The organism is Proteus sp. PR00208 (assembly GCF_016238545.1).
In the GTDB taxonomy this organism is placed as follows: Bacteria; Pseudomonadota; Gammaproteobacteria; order Enterobacterales; family Enterobacteriaceae; genus Proteus.
Genome location: NZ_JAEHQE010000010.1, coordinates 83,554 through 101,221, shown reverse-complemented (window position 1 = coordinate 101,221; position 17,668 = coordinate 83,554). Strand labels below are relative to the sequence as shown.

Sequence of the window (17,668 nt, the reverse complement as noted above, 5' to 3'; positions counted from 1 at the left end):
GATTATTATGATGGTGTTTAAAGACTATAGTAAAAAATCCCTGTGGAATTTATCCATTATTGGGCTTTACATTATATTGATCTACTTACCAGATATCACTCGCTATAAAAATATTGTGATGGGATTGATTGGTGCAACAGCTTTGTGGTATCTGGTACGTGATTTTAAGACTATCTGCAAAATATTTAAAAATAACCTGTCATTCTCACTGCTGTTTTTATTACTGACTATTGGTTATTCCATCCTAATTTCTGTCGAGCCCAGTATTAGTATTAAAGAAGTAAATAAGCCTATTTTAAATGGCTTACTGCTATTTTCTATTACCTTTCCGATTATATTGTATAAAGAAAAACCTACCGATATTGCAAAGATGGTGATGATAGCTTTTGCAATTGGGCTATTAGTGATTATGGCTAAGGAACTGGTACTGTATTATTTGGAGTATCAACAAGGTATTTGGCCTTTTACAATAAAAAGTCAGTTAATTCATAGAGAAATATCCTATGCCCTTCTTTTTTTCTTTCCTATTATATTGGCTTTATGGGCTTTAAAAAAACAAAACTCAGTTATTAATTGGTTGCTGTTAGCTGCCGTTAGTTTATCTTTTATTTTTATAATGTTAGGAACATTAGCTCGTGGTGCTTGGATCGCATTAGCAATTAGTACGCTACTTATCTTAGTTATTAATCGCCAATGGTTACTGATGATAATAAGTGCATTAACCTGTGCCTTATTATTTATTGGGGCGACGAATTTACCCATAAATCCCGTTGTCAGCAAATTACTTCAATATAAATTAACTCAAACTAATAGTGGATTGCGTTTTGATAATGGCACACAAGGTTCAGCTTTAGATCTTATTTTAGAACACCCGATAAAAGGCTATGGTTATGGCAATCAACTTTACCATAACGTCTATAATGAACGCATTAAAGAACATAAGAATTGGATATTCAAAAAATCCATTGGACCTCACAATGTCTTTTTAGCTTTCTGGTTTGCAGGTGGTATTTTAGGGTTGATTGGTATTCTCTATTTTTGCTCTTCCATTATTGCCCAAGGTATTCAGCTAATAAGAAAAAACCAAGGTATTATTCGCCAAGCTGCTTTAGTGTTATTGATGTCATTTTTAGGTGTTTATGTACTGCGTGGATTATTTGAAAATGCCTATATCAATCAGGTGGGTATTTTGGTGGGATTAATGTTGGCGTTGCGACACGCTTTACTCAATAATCAATCAGCAACACTGTTAGATAAACAGCACTAGATCACTGAATTAACGTCTCTATTGTCTTTAGAATAACCTCAGCCCGTTTATCCCAGTTGTAATAGTTTTCAACTAATGAGCGGGCATGGGCGGTTTTTTCACTTGCTCGTTGTGGATTATCTCTTAACTGTATTATCTGTTTTGCAAAACTTTGTGCATCGCCACTATCTGCAAAACTTACCGATTTTTCATCTACAACATCACGGATTGAAGGAAAATCTGAAATCACCACAGGTTTTTCCATCGCCATATACTCAAATAACTTAAGTGGTGAAGTATAACGGCTTCCAATACTGGTTAACGTCAGTGGGAGTACACAGATATCGTGCTGAGCAATCGCTTCAAAGCGTTTTTTCGGATCAATAAACCCCAAAAAATTGACCTTATCTTTTACATCCATTTCTTGCGCTAATAAGGTTAATCCTCCGATCTGCTCTGGCGTTCCCCCTGCGATATTCAACCGTGCGTTATCAAGATATTTCATTGCTCGCATCATGGTAGGAATACCCTTCCATTTATGCAGGCTACCTAAATACAGCACTTCAGTTATAGTTTTATCTAATAAAGAAGGAGTAATCTGATAATCCGTCGCGGCATGTAAATCAACACCATCAGGGACAACCGTTATTGGTGTAGTAACTTGATATTGCGAAACAATATCATCTCTGAGTAATGAAGTAAGAACAAAAATACCTGTCGCTTGGCTGTAAACCAATTTTTCCATTTTTAATAACTTATGATATTTAGCACGATTCTTTTTTTTCTCAAATGAATGAGACTCGGCAAAAGATTGCGCAAATATTTCATGGCTTTCAAAAAAAAGAGGAATTTCTGGATAACTTTCACAAAGATAACAAGCCAGTTTTAAATTACGGGTAAACAACGCATCAACATTATTTTGCTTAACCCAACGCGCTATCTGTAATGAGAAAAGTTTTTGTGAATTAAATGGAAAATACCATTTACGACGAATATCTCTTAAGGAAACTAAACTTGCATTAGCATGGATTGAACGACCTAATATATCGCTATCTCGATATTGTCCTTTTGGTGTAACTAAAGTGACATGTGCCCCCGCTCTGGCAAAAGCATCAACATTTTGCAAAATTTGCAATGAAGCAACTCGTAAGTCAGGAACTGGGTAAGGATCAAGATAGGCAATCTTCATTATTATGACGCCAATGTCTGTAATAAACGTTGTGCAGAATGTTGCCAAGTATAACGTGTTTCTATACGTGAACGTGCATTCTCGCCCATTGCTTTTCCTCTATCGGGTAATTGGCGAAGATGATTAACTGCCATCACAATTTCATCTGCATTGCCTGGTGCGACCAATAACCCTGCAGTGCCCTCATTACCCACCACTTCAGGAATACCCCCGATATGGCTCGCAATAACCGGTTTGGCGCACGCCATTGCCTCTGCAATCGTAATACCAAATGCTTCATCCCCAGTACTTGGGAAAATACCAGCATCACTAGCTGCATAAAATTTAGGTAATTGGTTATGTTCAACGGGTTGATGAAAAATAACTTGTTCAGCAATACCTTTCGTCACCGATTTACTCTTCAATCGTTCTAGATCATCGCCTGTACCGATAATCAAGAGCTTCACATCTTCACCTTTTAGCTTTTCAATGGCATCGATCGCGACACTCAAGCCTTTCCAACCGACTAATCGTCCAGCAAATGAGAGTAAAAAAGTAGATTCACTTATTCCTAATTGCTCTCGTAACGAGGTCGCCATAGGTTTAAATTTTTCAATATCCACACCATTATAAATCACACGAGGGAATTGCTTAAAATGATGTTGGATTTGCCAAGCATTAAAATGGCTACATGCTACCCATGCTGAAATCTTTTTACCTAACCTGCGGTCACCTTTAAAAAAGCTAGTGCCTCCACTCATATAACAAAAACGTGTTGAAGATGATTTAGGCATCATAGAAGGCCAAAAAAAATCAAAAGGTTTCGTTAAAATAACCCAATCAAATTTTTGACTAATAACATCTTTTTTAGCGTGTCGTGCAAAAGTGTAGCGTTCAACAATACGGCGAAAACGACCACCAAGATCAAGCACTTTATCTCGCGGTGTATAAGGATAAGTGTGTACCTGTATTTGGCGTCCTTCCAGATTGTGTCGAATATCGCCATTACCACCATAAAGATGAACTTCATGCCCCGCATCATGCAATTGCTTAGCCAGTTCCCAAACCGCTGTTTGGATCCCGCCATAAGACATGGTGATTGTGACATCAATTATACCGATCTTCATGGATTACTTTTTCACCTTCATTCCATCAATGATATTACGCACTGCACCCCACACTTCTTCGACTGATATATCAGCCATATTATCTTCACGGCGGGCATTGTCCAACGACGTTGGATGCTGGATAACCTGACAACAAGAATGCTGTAATGGCGCTAAATAACACCCTGGGTGATAACTATGATATAACGCCACCATTGGGATATCTAAAGCCCCAGCTAAATGTGTGGGACCTGTATCTACCCCAACATAAAGCGATAAATTCGCCATAATTGCCGCATTTTGCCGCATTGAAACTCGACCCGCTAAGGCTAAACAATGTTGTTCACCCATTTGTTTAGCTAAATCAATGGATAATTGTTCACTTTCCTTACTACCTAATAGCAAAAAGTACGCACTCGCGTCATGGGTAATAATCTGTTTTGCTAATTGTAGAAAATTTTCCACAGGCCAATCTCGATAGGCTTTAGCTGGAAAACTTTGCAGTTGAAAACCAATAATATTCTTATTAATTAATGAATTATCTTTTAAAAACTGTTGTGCAAAAGTCGCTTCTTCCTCATTGATAAAGTAACGCAATTGCCAACAACTCGGATAAATCCCTAATGCATTAATTAATAAGGCACGTTCTTTTTGTGCAACTATCGGCGACTTGGGACGAGCAACCCAAGTCACATTGCCTTGTTGCTGAGAAATATCAGCAAAAGCAACGGTATGATGAGATTGGCGACGAGCATAATTCACCAAATCACGATCATTACCGTATACCAAAGCCAAATCATAAGGCTTATGAGGTAACCAACCAGCCCAAACCGCCCTTTTTTTAGAAAAATGCCTAATGCTATCAATATCAGGGTTATGCTCAAGAATGCATGCGCTACGCTTATGTGCAAATACATGAATATGAGCATTGGGCCAGCGCTGTTTTAAGGCATGAATAACGGGAGTGATAAGTAATGTATCACCAAAACGCGCTACCGCTATAACCAATATATTTTTCGGATCCATATGCTTTTTATTTGGCTTAAATGATACATTTACTTCTCAGACTATACACTAAAAAGTATTACAAATATTCATCAATAAGATGAATACACCAAGTTGATAATAGAGATAATCGTTTCACGGCTTTATTATCAACATGAATCATACTGATTTATTTTTATTGTTGATTGCCTGAATAAAGATCCTTTCCATCTTATCTAACATATTATCTAAACTAAATCGTGAAACGGCATGTTCAAGCGCTGCTTTTCCCATTTGTTCACGTAATTCATCTGAGCTCATTAATTTAGCTAAATGACGGGTTAATAATTCTTGTACTTGCGGTACTAATGTAAATCCTGTTTTACCATCAATAACTGCTTCGCTAATCGCGCCAACCGTAGTTGACACGACAGGTAAACCACATGCCATCGCCTGCATAATACCTTGTGGCACACCTTCATTACCAAAAGAGGGTAACGCAAAGAGATCCATTGCATTTAAACAATCAGGCACATCATTACGATTACCAAGGAAAAAGATACTCTGTTCTAAACCAGCCTCTTTCACCATTGGCTCTAGGTTTTTACGCTGAGGTCCATCACCTACAAAAATTAATTGCCAGTCTGGAAACTGCTGATGTAACAATTTCCATGCTTCTATTAAATATTTATGTCCCTTCCATACTCGCATAGTCGCAACAATACCTAATGTCGGTTTATTTGGTATTCCAATTTTCTCTCTAGCTTTTTGTTTATCTTGTGGAAAGAAACGTTGCAAATCAATTCCTGTAGGAACTGATGTCATTTTTTCTAATGGAAATTTATTATGCTGATGGAGTGTCTGGCGTAATTTCTCACCCGTTGTCACAATATGGGCACTGGATGAAAGATAAAGCCATCGTGTTGGTAATAAACGTGAAACATCCGTAGAAACATGACGAGTTCGAACAATAACGGGTGAATGACGTAATGTGGCACAAGAAGCGGCAACTAACCATGCATCAGTTGAACTATGGGTATTGATAACATCAAATTGATGACGATGTAACTTTAACCATTGGCGAAGTGCTTTTAATGCTGAACCGCGTTTTTTTTCAATCGGTAGAGTGAAAACCTCAATACCATAATCCGGTGCAGCCTTAGCAACTTTAGATGTAGGGCAACACACTAATGCAACTCGGTGCCCTCTGCGGATCATGCCTTGAGATTCCGTCAGTATTCGAATTTCCTGACCACCCCAGCCACAAGATGACTCTGTGTGTAATATTGATAATACTGACTTGCTCATCCGCAATCCATTCACCCGATGATTTTAAAAGAGCCATAGTATAACTAAAGAGTAAGCGAAGATCACAATAGCTTTACTTTGTTATACTTAGCGGGCTCCAGATAACAAAAAACCCGACACTAAGGTCGGGTTTTTTAAGAAAACTAAAATTATTTAATTTTAGCTTCTTTATAAAGCACATGTTGACGAACAACTGGATCGAATTTTTTCATTTCCAGTTTTTCTGGCATAGTGCGTTTGTTCTTCGTAGTGGTATAGAAGTGACCTGTACCAGCAGAAGAAACGAGTTTAATTTTCTCGCGAATACCTTTAGCCATTTTTCAGCTCCTTAGAACTTCTCACCACGGGCACGTAAATCTGCTAATACAGATTCGATGCCTTTCTTATCAATCACACGCATACCTTTAGCAGATACACGCAGAGTTACGAAACGTTTCTCAGACTCAACCCAGAAACGGTGAGAGTGCAGGTTTGGCAGAAAACGGCGTTTAGTCGCGTTTAATGCGTGAGAGCGGTTGTTTCCACTCACAGGACGCTTGCCGGTAACTTGGCAGACTCGGGACATGTCTATTCTCCAAAAATCTAATCAGCTCGAGCTTTAATATCAGGTTTGACCGCCTCGTCAGGCTTTGGAGCCCATCTCAGCAACTTTTAACGATTGAAAAACTGTGTAAACACCTCAGAAAAAACTTGCTGAGATAGGCTCTTCTCGCCAAACCCAAGATCCTCAAAGGTGGCGTAGTATACGCCCAATGGCCTCAACGCTCAAGACCCGTACAAATAAAGATTGACAATAATTACAAAAATATTTGCTATAACCAACCACGTTCTGCAAAAGAAACACAGTTATCATGCCCTATCACAAGGTGATCGAGTACATTTATGCCAACCAACTGACAAGCAGTAAAAATTTTTTCAGTCAATTGTTTATCTGCAAGGCTTGGTTCTGAATGACCAGAGGGATGATTATGAGCAAGAATGATAGATGTTGCATTCTTTTTTATCGATTGACGGACAATTTCTCTCGGATGAACCTCTACTCGGTTAATTGTTCCTTTAAACATTTCTTCAAATGCAATCAATTGGTTTTGATTATCAAGAAACAACACCACAAACACCTCTCGGTCTCGCCAATGAAGTAATTTTTGCAAGTAATATTTTGTGTCTTCGGAAGAAGAAAGTACATTTTTATACATAAATTGTGTTGTAGAAAAACGCTGAGCCATTTCATTGATAGCTTGCAACTGGGTAAACTTTCCCACGCCAACACCTTTAAAACGCCCTAATGTTTCATAATCAGCATTAATAACGTGATAAAGAGAGCCACATTCTTTAAGTAAAAAAGCAGCAAGCTCTAATACAGATTTTTCATAAGTGCCGGTGCGTAAAAAGAGCGCCAATAACTCAATATCAGTGAGTGATTCCACGCCATAAAGTAATAGTTTTTCTCTAGGTAAAAGTTCACTAATCGATTGATTTTCCATCCGTGGACTCCTTAATAAGTAAAGGTAGTGGCATTAATGATCTATTTTATTTATTCACATAAGCAATAGGATTTAGGGGAAACATTACTCATCATTAAATGCTAATCGCAAAACAACTGTTGTTTTATACAGTTAATTTACTATAAACTGCTAATCTTGTATAAAAAAGACACATATCAAATTTATGCGAGATGAATCGCAAAAATTTAACCTATAAAACATGAAGTTACATAGAATTCCGAATTCACGATTACCTTGTGGTAAAATTACGGGCAATTATTTATGTACTTAGGCATTTCATCATGACTACACTTCACGACAAAAAGATTATTCTTGGTATCAGTGGTGGTATCGCGGCCTATAAAGCACCAGAACTTGTACGCCGTTTACGTGATAAAGGCGCAATTGTACGAGTTGTAATGACACCCGCTGCTCATGCATTTGTGACGCCTTTGTCACTACAAGCGGTTTCTGGTTTTCCTGTTGCTGATGATTTACTTGATCCAGCAGCAGAGGCCGCTATGGGACATATTGAATTAGGTAAATGGGCTGATTTAATTCTACTTGCACCCGCGACTGCCGATCTTATTGCACGTTTACGAGTGGGTATGGCAAATGATTTACTTACCACACTCTGTTTAGCGAGTAGCGCGCCTATCGCTATTGCGCCTGCAATGAATCAGCAAATGTACAGAGCCACAATTACACAAGAAAATTTATCTGCTTTAGAACAACGTGGCTGTTTAATTTGGGGGCCTGACTCTGGTAGTCAAGCTTGTGGTGATGTAGGCCCAGGACGAATGTTAGATCCTCTAACTCTCGTCTCATTAGCTGAAAAACAACTTGCTTTACCGCCACAAGATTTTGCCGGTAAAAAAATCACGATAACCGCAGGGCCTACTCGTGAAGCCTTAGATCCCGTGCGTTTTATCAGCAATCATAGCTCAGGAAAAATGGGGTTTGCAATTGCACATGCAGCCGCATTACGTGGGGCTGATGTCACACTTATCGCAGGACCTGTCACATTACCGACACCGACTTGTGTTAAACGTATTGACGTTGAAAGCGCACAAGAAATGTACGAACAAGTGATGTTAATCGCACCTTCACAAGATATTTTTATTGGTTGTGCAGCTGTTGCCGATTACCGCGCTAAACTTATCGCGACTGAAAAAATAAAAAAACAAGGTGATGAAGTCACCATCACTATGGTAAAAAACCCCGACATTGTCGCGAGTGTTGGAAAAATGCTTGAACACCGTCCTTTTGTTGTTGGATTTGCAGCTGAAACCCAGAATGTGGAAGAATATGCCCGCAAAAAACGAGAACAAAAGCAGCTCGACTTGATCTGTGCCAATGATGTTTCAGCAGAAAATCAAGGCTTTAACAGTGACAATAATGCATTACACCTTATTTGGGCTAATGGAGAAACGCGCTTACCACACAGTAGTAAAGCACAACTTAGCCATCGCCTACTTGACGAGATAGCCAAACATTATGATGAAAAAAATTGATGTTAAAATCCTTGATGCACGTATTGGTCAAGAATATCCACTTCCTGCTTATGCCACAACAGGCTCTGCTGGTTTAGATTTACGCGCTTGCCTTGATACACCATTGGTTCTTGAACCAGGGCAAACCGAATTATTACCTACAGGTCTTGCTGTACATATTGCCGATGAAGGATTAGCAGCAATGGTGCTTCCTCGTTCAGGTTTAGGCCATAAACACGGTGTTGTATTGGGTAACTTAGTTGGACTGATTGATTCTGACTACCAAGGTCAACTTATGGTATCAGTTTGGAATCGCGGTCAAACAGCATTCACCATCGAACCGGGTGAACGTATTGCTCAAATGATCATCGTGCCCGTAGTTCAAGCTGAATTTAATATTGTTGAAGATTTTACTGCAACGGAACGTGGTAGCGGTGGCTTTGGTCACTCTGGCCGCCAATAATAAAGACGTCTTGCATTAATTATATCAATGACGATATCACTCCCTTTGCACTAAAAACCTTAGTGCAAAGGTTTACTGATTTGTTTTGCTTTTAGCAGGGGCCTTATCAGTCATGGCAGAAGAAAAAGAAACCAAAAAGAAAAGAAATAGACGGGATGAAATCTTACAGTCACTTGCCCAAATGTTGGAATCAAGTGACGGTAGTCAGCGCATTACAACGGCGAAGCTTGCCGCTACTGTTGGTGTATCTGAAGCTGCGCTCTATCGACATTTTCCAAGTAAAACCAAAATGTTTGATAGCTTAATTGAGTTTATCGAAGATAGCTTAGTCTCTCGTATTAATTTGATTTTAAAAGACGAAAAAGACGCTGTGGCAAGAATTCGCTTAATTCTTGTCTTGATCCTTGGTTTTGCTGAAAAAAATCCAGGGTTATCTCGTATTTTAACGGGTCATGCTTTGATGTTTGAACAAGACAGATTACAAGGGCGAATAAACCAGCTTTATGAACGCATTGAAGTCCAGCTTCGACAAGTTATCAAAGAACGTAAAATTCGTGAAGGGAGTGCCTTCTTACATGATGAAGCATTACTTGCTTCACAATTACTCGCTTTTTGTGAAGGCATGCTAGCGCGCTTTGTACGCACAGAATTTCGCTATCAACCCACTCAAGAATTTGAAGCCCGCTGGCCATTAATTTTGGCACAGTTACAATGAAATGATGGACTCGTGATTTAACTCAACAATTTGAAATTTACAGATATGCCGTTTTTTTCTTATTTGTGTTAACATGCGTCCTCTGGTACATAGTTACCTAAATGTATTTATCAGGAATGGCACTCGTGCAGTTCCTACATTGTGGCATTAGCGACTCGCTTTGCCCCTGCTGTAAAAGTCCTTTTTATATTTCAATATCTGTGATAATTGTCGCAGAAGATTCATTGTACTACTCACCCCGCCCATAATTGGGCGAGGGCTTTTTTTTATCTATAATCGGCCAACTCGTTTATCGCGTATTAACTTTATTAATTCACACCGTAGCGTTCACGATAAGCTTTAACCGCAGGTAAATGCTCAGACAGAGTCTCACTCTCACTTAGGTAGCTAATTAAATCATCCAAAGTAATAATCGAATACACTTGGCATTGATAGTCACGTTTTAACTCTTGTATTGCAGAAAGTTCTTCTCGCCCTTTCTCTTGTCTATCCAAACTTAATAACACCGCAGAAAGCGTTGCATCATGCTGTTTGATGATTTCCATTGACTCACGAATTGCAGTACCTGCTGTAATGACATCATCAACAATCACTACATTACCTTTCAATGGGCTTCCTACTAATGTTCCTCCTTCACCATGATCTTTAGCCTCTTTGCGATTAAAACAGTAAGGGATATCGATATCATGATGTTCAACCAATGCGACTGCCGTTGTAGTTGCAATAGGGATCCCTTTATAAGCAGGTCCAAACAACACATCACAAGACACATTATTATCTAATAATGTTTGCGCATAGAACTGCCCCAATAAAGCCAAATCACGCCCTGTATTAAATAAACCGGCATTAAAAAAGTAAGGACTCACCCTTCCTGATTTCAGCGTGAACTCACCAAATTTCAGGACATTTTTTGCTAATGCTAGTTCGATAAAGCGGCGTTGGTAGGCTTTCATTTCTTTCTCCTCTCTACGTTACTTGATGACAAATTTTAGGCATAAAAAAAGCGACTTCTCAGTCGCCTTTAAAAATAGAATTTATTGCTTAAGCGCCTCTTTTTGCGCTTCAAATATTTTCTCTAATCCCCCCTTCGCAAGGGCGAGTAAAGCAAGTAATTCTTCATGGCTAAATGGTGCGCCTTCTGCCGTACCTTGAACTTCAATCATACGACCATCATCGATCATCACCACATTCATGTCTGTTTCTGCTGCTGAATCTTCAACATATTCAAGATCGCATAATGGTTCACCATCAACAATACCCACAGAGACTGCAGCTACCATTGATTTCAGAGGGCTTTTTTTCAGTTTGCCTTCTTCAACCATTTTATTTAAAGCATCAACTAATGCGACACAAGCACCAGAGATAGATGCAGTACGTGTACCGCCATCCGCTTGGATAACATCACAATCTACAGTGATGGTAAATTCACCTAGTGCTTTTAAATCAACCGCGGCACGTAATGAGCGAGCGATTAAACGCTGGATCTCCATAGTACGACCCGTTTGTTTACCGCGAGCCGCTTCACGAGCATTACGACTATTTGTTGCGCGAGGAAGCATGCCGTATTCTGCGGTCACCCATCCTTGCCCTTGTCCTTTCAGAAAACGAGGTACACCGTCTTCTACAGTGGCATTACACAAGACTTTAGTATCACCAAATTCGACTAATACAGAACCTTCAGCATGTTTTGTATAGTGGCGAGTAATGGTAATAGGGCGTACTTGGTTTGCTTGTCTGTCTGCTGGACGCATGGTGTTATCTCCGCTTTCTCTGACATATTGGGGGCGCATTATACGACCTAAAATGGCTTATGCCTATCCTTGTATTGATGCATAGGGTTATAATCATATCATCTTTTACATTATTGAGACCCTATTATGATCCGTAGCATGACCGCTTTTGCTCGCCGAGACATCAAAAAAGACTGGGGCACTGCCGCTTGGGAACTGCGTTCCGTAAACCAGCGCTACCTTGAAACTTATATTCGTTTACCTGAGCAATTACGTAGTTTAGAGCCTGTTATTCGTGAACGTCTACGTAATCGCTTAACGCGCGGTAAAATTGAATGTAACTTACGTTTTGATCTTAATGCTCGCTTTCAAGGTGAATTAAATCTTGATGAAAATCTCGCAAAACAACTGATTGTTTCTGCAAATTGGGTAAAAAGCCATAGCCATGAAGGCACTATCAGCCCTTTTGATATTTTACGTTGGCCGGGTGTGATTTCAGCACAAGAGCAAGACTTAGATGCGATTGGTACTGAACTTTTAGCCGAATTAGATCTAGCAATCGATGCTTTTATTGCTAGTCGTGAAGCCGAAGGACAATCACTCAAAGAACTTATCGAGCAACGTTTAGATGCGGTTAGCGCAGAAGTCGTTAAAGTAAGAGCTCAAATGCCAGAAATTTTACAATGGCAACGCGAGCGCTTAACCAGCAAATTAGAAGAAGCACAGGTTCAAATTGATAATAATCGTTTAGAACAAGAGTTAGTGATGTTAGCGCAACGCTTAGATGTCGCAGAAGAATTGGATAGATTAGAAGCTCACGTTAAAGAAACGCGCAAAATTCTTGTTAAAAAAGAAGCGGTAGGTCGTCGTCTTGACTTTATGATGCAAGAATTTAACCGTGAATCCAACACATTAGCCTCAAAATCAATTAATACTGAAGTCACCAATTCAGCCATTGAATTAAAAGTTTTAATTGAACAAATGCGCGAGCAGATCCAAAATATTGAGTAAGATTTCTTAGCTGTTTACAGCCCATCATTAAGCCAGCCAATATCTTGTATTAGCTGGCTTTTATCAAGAATAAAATTTAACATTCTCTTTAATAAATGAAAATCACTCACCCAACGCCTTTCTAATAAATCCTTTATTTTGGTTAAGCATCTGCGTGGCTTGCTGTGCATCTACGTTTGCTAAGATCATCAAAATTGCCGTTTTACAGTGACGCTGACATTGTGATAACGCTTCTTCTGCAATAGCTCTTTCACACTCTGTTGCTTGCATCACAATACGAACTTGGCGCTCAACAAGCTTGGCATTGGTGGCTTCAACATCCACCATCAAATTACCAAACACTTTGCCGATTTTTATCATCGCACCTGTCGTGATCATATTAAGAATAAGTTTTTGTGCTGTGCCCGCTTTCATTCGTGATGATCCCGTGACTACCTCGGCTCCCACAATCGGTGTAATAGCGATATCTGCAATTTGTGCAATAGGGCTTTCAGGATTACAGCTGATGGCACCTGTTGTCGCCCCTAATGATTTTGCATAATTTAAAGCACCAATGACATAAGGGGTTCTGCCGCTCGCAGCAATACCCACTAATACATCTTTTTCATTAAAATTAAGTTGGCGTAAATCTTGTTCACCTAATTGAATATTATCTTCTGCATTCTCGACAGCTTGTAAAATAGCCTTGTGTCCACCAGCAATTAAACCAATCACCATATCATGAGGTGTACCATAAGTTGGAGGGCATTCACTGGCATCTAAAATCCCTAATCGTCCCGATGTACCTGCTCCGCAATAAATAAGGCGACCACCTTGAGAAAAAGCAATTGCAACTTTATCAACTAATTGAGCAATTTCAGGTAACGCTTTCTCGACTGCTAATGGCACTTTTTTATCTTCATTATTGATGACTTTTAGCATATCGAATGTTGAAAGTGTGTCTATATTTTCACTGTTATGATTTCTACTTTCAGTGACAAGATTGCTAAGGTCAATCGCCATTATCGCTCTCCCAATATTGTTATTTGTTTGATTAAGTCGAAGAAATAAACTGCTTTTATACCATTATTATTGGTAAGATTTTCAAAATCATTACAAACGGTACTCTACATGACATTTATTAAATCTATTTCGACCTTTATCAGTTTAATGACCCTTTTCTTCTCTTTTTCTTTGCATGCTAATTTTGAAGAACAAGAAAAAAGAGTGTTTGAACAAACCCGCACAGAAGCACTAAACCATAATGCACAAGCTCAATATCAATTGGCTGAAATGTATTTAATGGGAACGGGTGTAGAAAAAAATCTCTTCAATGCACAACTGTGGGCTAATGAAGCCATAAAAAATGATTATGACGATGCCTACGCACTACTTGCTGATCTCTATTTATTTAATACTGACCCTTATTTTAAAAATCATTATGTTGATGCAAGAAAATTAGCAACAATCGCAACGAATAAAGGAAGCATAAGAGGAAAAATAAGTCTAGCAACAGCGCTGATAGCACCTTTATCTGGTGAAACCGATTATAAAAAAGCAATTGCGTTATTAGAAGAAGCCGCAGCAACGCATCAACCTGAACTGGTTTATGCGCCGATTTGGTTAGGTGTTCTTTATAGCGGAGTAGGTAATGTCCCTGTAGATACTAAAAAAGCGAATATGTGGTTTGCAAAAGCCAACGAAATAACTTTTGAAGGATTTGCTCAAGCAATGGCCTCTTTTATGTTCTCTGGTCAATATCATATTATCGAACCAAATAAGCAAAAAGCTGACGAATTAATGAAACAGGCTTGTGAAGAAGCCAAAAAAGTTGGCAATGAATTCTATTGCCAACAAGCATTTAATTAACCGAAATTTAATCTAATAAATAACCCTAACTCAGAAAAGAGATGGTAAATATTGCCATCTCTTTTATACCCTATCTGCCCTACCTAACGTTCTTTTACAGCGCCATACGGTATTCAATCACACCTGGTTTTTCTGCCACCCAGTTATATAAACGTTGACCGCGTAAGTTGGTTTCCTGTGTATGCCAATATAAACGAGCACAATCACGCTGTTTTGCTTGTTGATTAACAAATTCAATAAGTTGCTTACCTACGTGGCGACCGCGTATATCTGGTGAAACAAATAAATCTTCTAAATAACAAAAATCACTTTCAGCCCATGTTGAACGATGAAAAAGGTAATGAACAAAACCCAATACCTTTTCACCTTCCATCGCTACGGCACAATAAACAGGCTCTTTTTCATCAAAAAAACGTGCCCATGTTTTTAATGTAATTTCTTCTGATAACTCAACTTTATAAAATGCTTGATAACTTAACCAATGTGGCAACCATTGAGCATAATGCGCTTGTTCAACAAACTGAATTGAAACAGTTATTGGTGTTGTGCTCATCTCTTCGCTTCCTTCTACTTTCATAAACGGTATAAACAAAAGGTATCACCCTGCCTTTAATCGTTGCCATGGTACGTTTAATTTTGGTTCTCAATAAGGTACACTTTTTGTGTTTTTATAGGATCCACTTTATGAAACAGAAAAAAACAGCTTATTTTCCTAACCTTGTTTTAGAGGAAGGACCTATTGGTTCTCAGATTTATCACGCGATTAGAAAAGCTATTTTAGATGGGCGTTTATCTTCTGGTAGTCGCTTACCATCAAGCCGTACCTTAGCTGAAATGATGTCGATTTCCCGTAATTCGGTTATTGCAGGATTTGAACGTTTAATTGATGAAGGTTATTTATTTACTCGACGCGGTGCAGGTACTTTTGTCGCAAGTACAATCCCTGATGCCATTATTTCTGATAAGTGGGTTAAAACAACCAATCCAGCCTCTTCTTTGTTAATAGAAAATCCGTTAGAAATGCTAAATCCGAATATGCAAAAAGCACAGGATTTTTGGCAACAATCGCAACCCAATATAAACAGTAACCCTATTTTTCACGTCGGAGTCGGATGTGTTGATCTTTTTCCACATGAACTTTGGGGAAGATTATTAGGGCGTGTTTGGCGGCAATCAAAAAAAGCACTCGCAACATTTAATTCGCCAACAGGCTATACCCCATTAAAAGAGATGATATGCCAATATATGCAATCAACTCGTGGTCTTTATTGCCAACCTGAACAAATCATTATTGTAAATGGAACACAGCAAGCGATTAACCTCACCACCAGAGTATTATTAAAAGAAGGCGATGCCGTTTGGTTAGATGATCCTGGTTATGACAGCGCACGAGGGATCTTCACATCTTATGGTATAAAATCACACCCAATAAATTCAGATATTGATGGAATGAATATTTTTCAAGGAATAGAGCAGTGTCCTGAAGCAAAACTTGTTTTTACAACACCTTCACATCAATTCCCTTTAGGTAATACCCTCTCACTTTCACGCCGTATTGCGTTATTAGAGTGGGCATCATCCCATGATGTGTGGATCTTTGAAGATGACTACAATAGCGAATTTCGCTATCACTCTAAACCCATTCAATCTCTACAAGGTTTAGATAAATACCAGCGCGTTATTTATGCCGGTACATTTTCAAAAATGATGTATCCCGGATTTCGTTTAGGCTTTTTAGTCGTGCCTCAAACTTTAGTTGACGCTTTTAAAGTCGCTAAATACTACACCGACTCTCACTCAGGCTTTTTAGAGCAAGCAACATTAGCGCTGTTTATTTCTCAAGGTCATTATGCACGCCATGTTCGGCGAATACGAAAAGCCTGCTATGAACGCTATCAAGTATTAACTAATGCCATAAAAACACATTTATCTCATGTTTTCTGTGTTGAACCGACAGACTCTGGGATCCATATTATCTGCTGGCTACTAGCTGGCTACACAGAAGAATATATTGTTAAAAAAGGGCAAGAAATTGGCTTAGCTATACAGCCTTTATCACGTTACTGTATACAAGCTTATCCTAAACAAGGCGTATTATTAGGATATGCGGCTCATAATCCTACCGAAATTGAAAACAGTATTATGCGGCTTGCTCAAGTTTTATCTGAATAAATAATATTGATTATTTACAATATAAAAATCGAATAAGCTTTATATTCACCCTATTTTATTTTTGGTGTGCAATAATAAACCCAAGCAGGAGGAACATTTCGTATTACACGTCTTTTTTCCAAATGAAAATAACGAGATAATGTCTTTTCATATCGCGTTGTATATTGAAAAAGAACAAAGCAACCTTGTGTTTTTAATAACTCACTATGAACCCGTTTTAAGATTTTTAATCCTAATTTTCGATTAATAGATAGAAAAGGAAGCCCTGAAATAATCATATTATAATGACTATCTAATTTCTCTGCTGATGTGGTATAAATCTTTAAGCGTTTATCATCAATTTTACGCAGTTCAGTGGCGAAACTCGGTTCTATTTCAAAGACATCCAACGATGAATGTGCAGACATTCTTTTTAGAATTTGATGCGTAATAACGCCAGTACCCGCACCTAATTCTGCAATTTGAACATCTTGATGCCAGTTGAGTTTATCCAGCATTTCATAACATAACCAACGAGATGAAGGTGCGATAGTACCCATTGTGGTTGGTGAAATCACAAACCGCTTTAAATATGAGTAATACGTAGATAATGGAATGAATGTAGATATATCCATTTGCGCCTCCTAAAACCTTTTTATCAAGGTAAAATAAAAATCAGATAAAATGAAGAATATTCATCGTTATTTTTTATTTATGAATTTATGTCATCTCTTGGATAACGTTTTTCAGTATAAAGCTTGGAGCCATATCTAAGTAAATACGTTTTTCTTATATATTACACTATTTTACATTTTTCTATTTTTACTCTATTTTCTTAAACAAGAATATATTTTTATTTATTAAAAAAACGAAATAAGAAATAACAGAATATTCTTACACTTTAATGACTCATCCATTTTGCTTTTAACAAATTATTGATATTTGTTCGTTCTGTGGTTTC

At 38.4% G+C, this 17,668-nt stretch carries 19 protein-coding genes; 7 read left to right on the top strand and 12 right to left on the bottom strand.

The genetic code is table 11. From position 1 onward, the window contains the following. The first annotated feature begins 7 nt into the window (after positions 1-7). Positions 8-1,267 (top strand): O-antigen ligase RfaL, encoded by a 1,260-nt coding sequence (gene rfaL / locus JEP36_RS09055; RefSeq protein WP_198630107.1) that lies wholly within the window; start codon positions 8-10, stop codon positions 1,265-1,267. A 1-nt stretch (position 1,268) separates the two neighbouring features. On the opposite strand, the gene JEP36_RS09050 is transcribed toward rfaL, so the two are convergent. The 7 genes from JEP36_RS09050 to radC all read right to left on the bottom strand — a co-directional run bounded on the left by JEP36_RS09050 (position 1,269) and on the right by radC (position 7,296). Next, positions 1,269-2,438, bottom strand: a complete 1,170-nt coding sequence (locus tag JEP36_RS09050) for a glycosyltransferase family 4 protein (protein WP_198626439.1) — start codon at positions 2,436-2,438, stop codon at positions 1,269-1,271. Continuing rightward, entirely contained in the window at positions 2,438-3,541 is a 1,104-nt protein-coding gene (locus tag JEP36_RS09045) for a glycosyltransferase family 4 protein (RefSeq protein WP_198630106.1), read from the bottom strand. The genes JEP36_RS09050 and JEP36_RS09045 overlap by 1 nt, the downstream gene beginning before the upstream one ends. Positions 3,542-3,544: 3 nt before the next feature. Next, positions 3,545-4,546, bottom strand: coding sequence for a glycosyltransferase family 9 protein (locus JEP36_RS09040; protein WP_198620308.1), 1,002 nt, complete (start codon positions 4,544-4,546; stop codon positions 3,545-3,547). 138 nt (positions 4,547-4,684) lie between these two features. Continuing rightward, positions 4,685-5,812, bottom strand: coding sequence for a glycosyltransferase family 4 protein (locus tag JEP36_RS09035; protein ID WP_198620307.1), 1,128 nt, complete (start codon positions 5,810-5,812; stop codon positions 4,685-4,687). A gap of 149 nt (positions 5,813-5,961) precedes the next feature. Further along, complete coding sequence (gene rpmG, locus JEP36_RS09030) at positions 5,962-6,129, bottom strand: 50S ribosomal protein L33 (RefSeq protein WP_006534250.1); 168 nt, start codon at positions 6,127-6,129, stop codon at positions 5,962-5,964. 11 nt (positions 6,130-6,140) lie between these two features. Further along, positions 6,141-6,377 carry a 50S ribosomal protein L28 gene (gene rpmB, locus JEP36_RS09025; RefSeq protein WP_036914542.1) on the bottom strand — a complete coding sequence of 79 codons (237 nt, stop codon included), beginning with the start codon at positions 6,375-6,377 and terminating at the stop codon, positions 6,141-6,143. 247 nt (positions 6,378-6,624) lie between these two features. Continuing rightward, positions 6,625-7,296, bottom strand: coding sequence for a RadC family protein (gene radC / locus JEP36_RS09020; RefSeq protein WP_198620306.1), 672 nt, complete (start codon positions 7,294-7,296; stop codon positions 6,625-6,627). Between the two features lie 302 nt (positions 7,297-7,598). Here radC and coaBC point away from each other — a divergent pair, with 302 nt between their 5' ends. The 3 genes from coaBC to slmA all read left to right on the top strand — a co-directional run bounded on the left by coaBC (position 7,599) and on the right by slmA (position 9,967). After that, positions 7,599-8,810, top strand: coding sequence for a bifunctional phosphopantothenoylcysteine decarboxylase/phosphopantothenate--cysteine ligase CoaBC (gene coaBC / locus JEP36_RS09015; RefSeq protein WP_198630105.1), 1,212 nt, complete (start codon positions 7,599-7,601; stop codon positions 8,808-8,810). Further along, positions 8,794-9,252, top strand: a complete 459-nt coding sequence (gene dut / locus JEP36_RS09010; protein WP_088494130.1) for a dUTP diphosphatase — start codon at positions 8,794-8,796, stop codon at positions 9,250-9,252. The genes coaBC and dut overlap by 17 nt, the downstream gene beginning before the upstream one ends. Positions 9,253-9,364: 112 nt before the next feature. Beyond that, positions 9,365-9,967 (top strand): nucleoid occlusion factor SlmA, encoded by a 603-nt coding sequence (slmA, locus tag JEP36_RS09005; protein WP_109373373.1) that lies wholly within the window; start codon positions 9,365-9,367, stop codon positions 9,965-9,967. A gap of 308 nt (positions 9,968-10,275) precedes the next feature. Here slmA and pyrE read toward each other — a convergent pair whose 3' ends face one another. Both pyrE and rph read right to left on the bottom strand, forming a co-directional pair. After that, positions 10,276-10,920: an orotate phosphoribosyltransferase gene (pyrE, locus tag JEP36_RS09000; RefSeq protein WP_099073912.1), complete on the bottom strand. Its 645-nt coding sequence runs from the start codon at positions 10,918-10,920 to the stop codon at positions 10,276-10,278. A gap of 81 nt (positions 10,921-11,001) precedes the next feature. Continuing rightward, entirely contained in the window at positions 11,002-11,718 is a 717-nt protein-coding gene (rph, locus tag JEP36_RS08995; protein WP_072064701.1) for a ribonuclease PH, read from the bottom strand. A gap of 126 nt (positions 11,719-11,844) precedes the next feature. Here rph and JEP36_RS08990 point away from each other — a divergent pair, with 126 nt between their 5' ends. Beyond that, entirely contained in the window at positions 11,845-12,708 is an 864-nt protein-coding gene (locus JEP36_RS08990) for a YicC/YloC family endoribonuclease (protein ID WP_196533674.1), read from the top strand. A gap of 102 nt (positions 12,709-12,810) precedes the next feature. Here JEP36_RS08990 and murQ read toward each other — a convergent pair whose 3' ends face one another. Then, positions 12,811-13,710, bottom strand: coding sequence for an N-acetylmuramic acid 6-phosphate etherase (murQ, locus tag JEP36_RS08985; RefSeq protein WP_198630104.1), 900 nt, complete (start codon positions 13,708-13,710; stop codon positions 12,811-12,813). A gap of 108 nt (positions 13,711-13,818) precedes the next feature. On the opposite strand from murQ, the gene JEP36_RS08980 reads away from it, so the two are divergent. Further along, entirely contained in the window at positions 13,819-14,556 is a 738-nt protein-coding gene (locus JEP36_RS08980) for a tetratricopeptide repeat protein (protein WP_198630103.1), read from the top strand. Positions 14,557-14,650: 94 nt separating this feature from the next. Here JEP36_RS08980 and JEP36_RS08975 read toward each other — a convergent pair whose 3' ends face one another. Continuing rightward, the gene (locus JEP36_RS08975; RefSeq protein ID WP_109373364.1) at positions 14,651-15,109 is read right to left on the bottom strand and encodes a GNAT family N-acetyltransferase; all 459 of its coding nucleotides are present in this window, start codon (positions 15,107-15,109) and stop codon (positions 14,651-14,653) included. Between the two features lie 131 nt (positions 15,110-15,240). On the opposite strand from JEP36_RS08975, the gene pdxR reads away from it, so the two are divergent. Continuing rightward, complete coding sequence (gene pdxR, locus JEP36_RS08970; RefSeq protein WP_198630102.1) at positions 15,241-16,728, top strand: MocR-like pyridoxine biosynthesis transcription factor PdxR; 1,488 nt, start codon at positions 15,241-15,243, stop codon at positions 16,726-16,728. 50 nt (positions 16,729-16,778) lie between these two features. Here pdxR and JEP36_RS08965 read toward each other — a convergent pair whose 3' ends face one another. Next, entirely contained in the window at positions 16,779-17,342 is a 564-nt protein-coding gene (locus tag JEP36_RS08965; RefSeq protein ID WP_198630101.1) for a class I SAM-dependent methyltransferase, read from the bottom strand. Between the last annotated feature and the right edge of the window lie 326 nt (positions 17,343-17,668).

Excerpts from the sequence above, each read along its gene's own strand:
- JEP36_RS09035 (WP_198620307.1), bottom strand. The coding sequence starts at position 5,812 with ATGAGCAAGTCAGTATTATCAATATTACACACAGAGTCATCTTGTGGC.
- radC (WP_198620306.1), bottom strand. The coding sequence starts at position 7,296 with ATGGAAAATCAATCGATTAGTGAACTTTTACCTAGAGAAAAACTATTA.
- JEP36_RS08980 (WP_198630103.1), top strand. The coding sequence starts at position 13,819 with ATGACATTTATTAAATCTATTTCGACCTTTATCAGTTTAATGACCCTT.
- JEP36_RS09040 (WP_198620308.1), bottom strand. The coding sequence starts at position 4,546 with ATGGATCCGAAAAATATATTGGTTATAGCGGTAGCGCGTTTTGGTGAT.
- slmA (WP_109373373.1), top strand. The coding sequence starts at position 9,365 with ATGGCAGAAGAAAAAGAAACCAAAAAGAAAAGAAATAGACGGGATGAA.
- rfaL (WP_198630107.1), top strand. The coding sequence starts at position 8 with ATGATGGTGTTTAAAGACTATAGTAAAAAATCCCTGTGGAATTTATCC.
- coaBC (WP_198630105.1), top strand. The coding sequence starts at position 7,599 with ATGACTACACTTCACGACAAAAAGATTATTCTTGGTATCAGTGGTGGT.
- rph (WP_072064701.1), bottom strand. The coding sequence starts at position 11,718 with ATGCGTCCAGCAGACAGACAAGCAAACCAAGTACGCCCTATTACCATT.
- dut (WP_088494130.1), top strand. The coding sequence starts at position 8,794 with ATGATGAAAAAAATTGATGTTAAAATCCTTGATGCACGTATTGGTCAA.
- JEP36_RS08965 (WP_198630101.1), bottom strand. The coding sequence starts at position 17,342 with ATGGATATATCTACATTCATTCCATTATCTACGTATTACTCATATTTA.
- JEP36_RS08990 (WP_196533674.1), top strand. The coding sequence starts at position 11,845 with ATGATCCGTAGCATGACCGCTTTTGCTCGCCGAGACATCAAAAAAGAC.
- pyrE (WP_099073912.1), bottom strand. The coding sequence starts at position 10,920 with ATGAAAGCCTACCAACGCCGCTTTATCGAACTAGCATTAGCAAAAAAT.
- murQ (WP_198630104.1), bottom strand. The coding sequence starts at position 13,710 with ATGGCGATTGACCTTAGCAATCTTGTCACTGAAAGTAGAAATCATAAC.
- rpmG (WP_006534250.1), bottom strand. The coding sequence starts at position 6,129 with ATGGCTAAAGGTATTCGCGAGAAAATTAAACTCGTTTCTTCTGCTGGT.
- JEP36_RS08975 (WP_109373364.1), bottom strand. The coding sequence starts at position 15,109 with ATGAGCACAACACCAATAACTGTTTCAATTCAGTTTGTTGAACAAGCG.
- rpmB (WP_036914542.1), bottom strand. The coding sequence starts at position 6,377 with ATGTCCCGAGTCTGCCAAGTTACCGGCAAGCGTCCTGTGAGTGGAAAC.
- pdxR (WP_198630102.1), top strand. The coding sequence starts at position 15,241 with ATGAAACAGAAAAAAACAGCTTATTTTCCTAACCTTGTTTTAGAGGAA.
- JEP36_RS09045 (WP_198630106.1), bottom strand. The coding sequence starts at position 3,541 with ATGAAGATCGGTATAATTGATGTCACAATCACCATGTCTTATGGCGGG.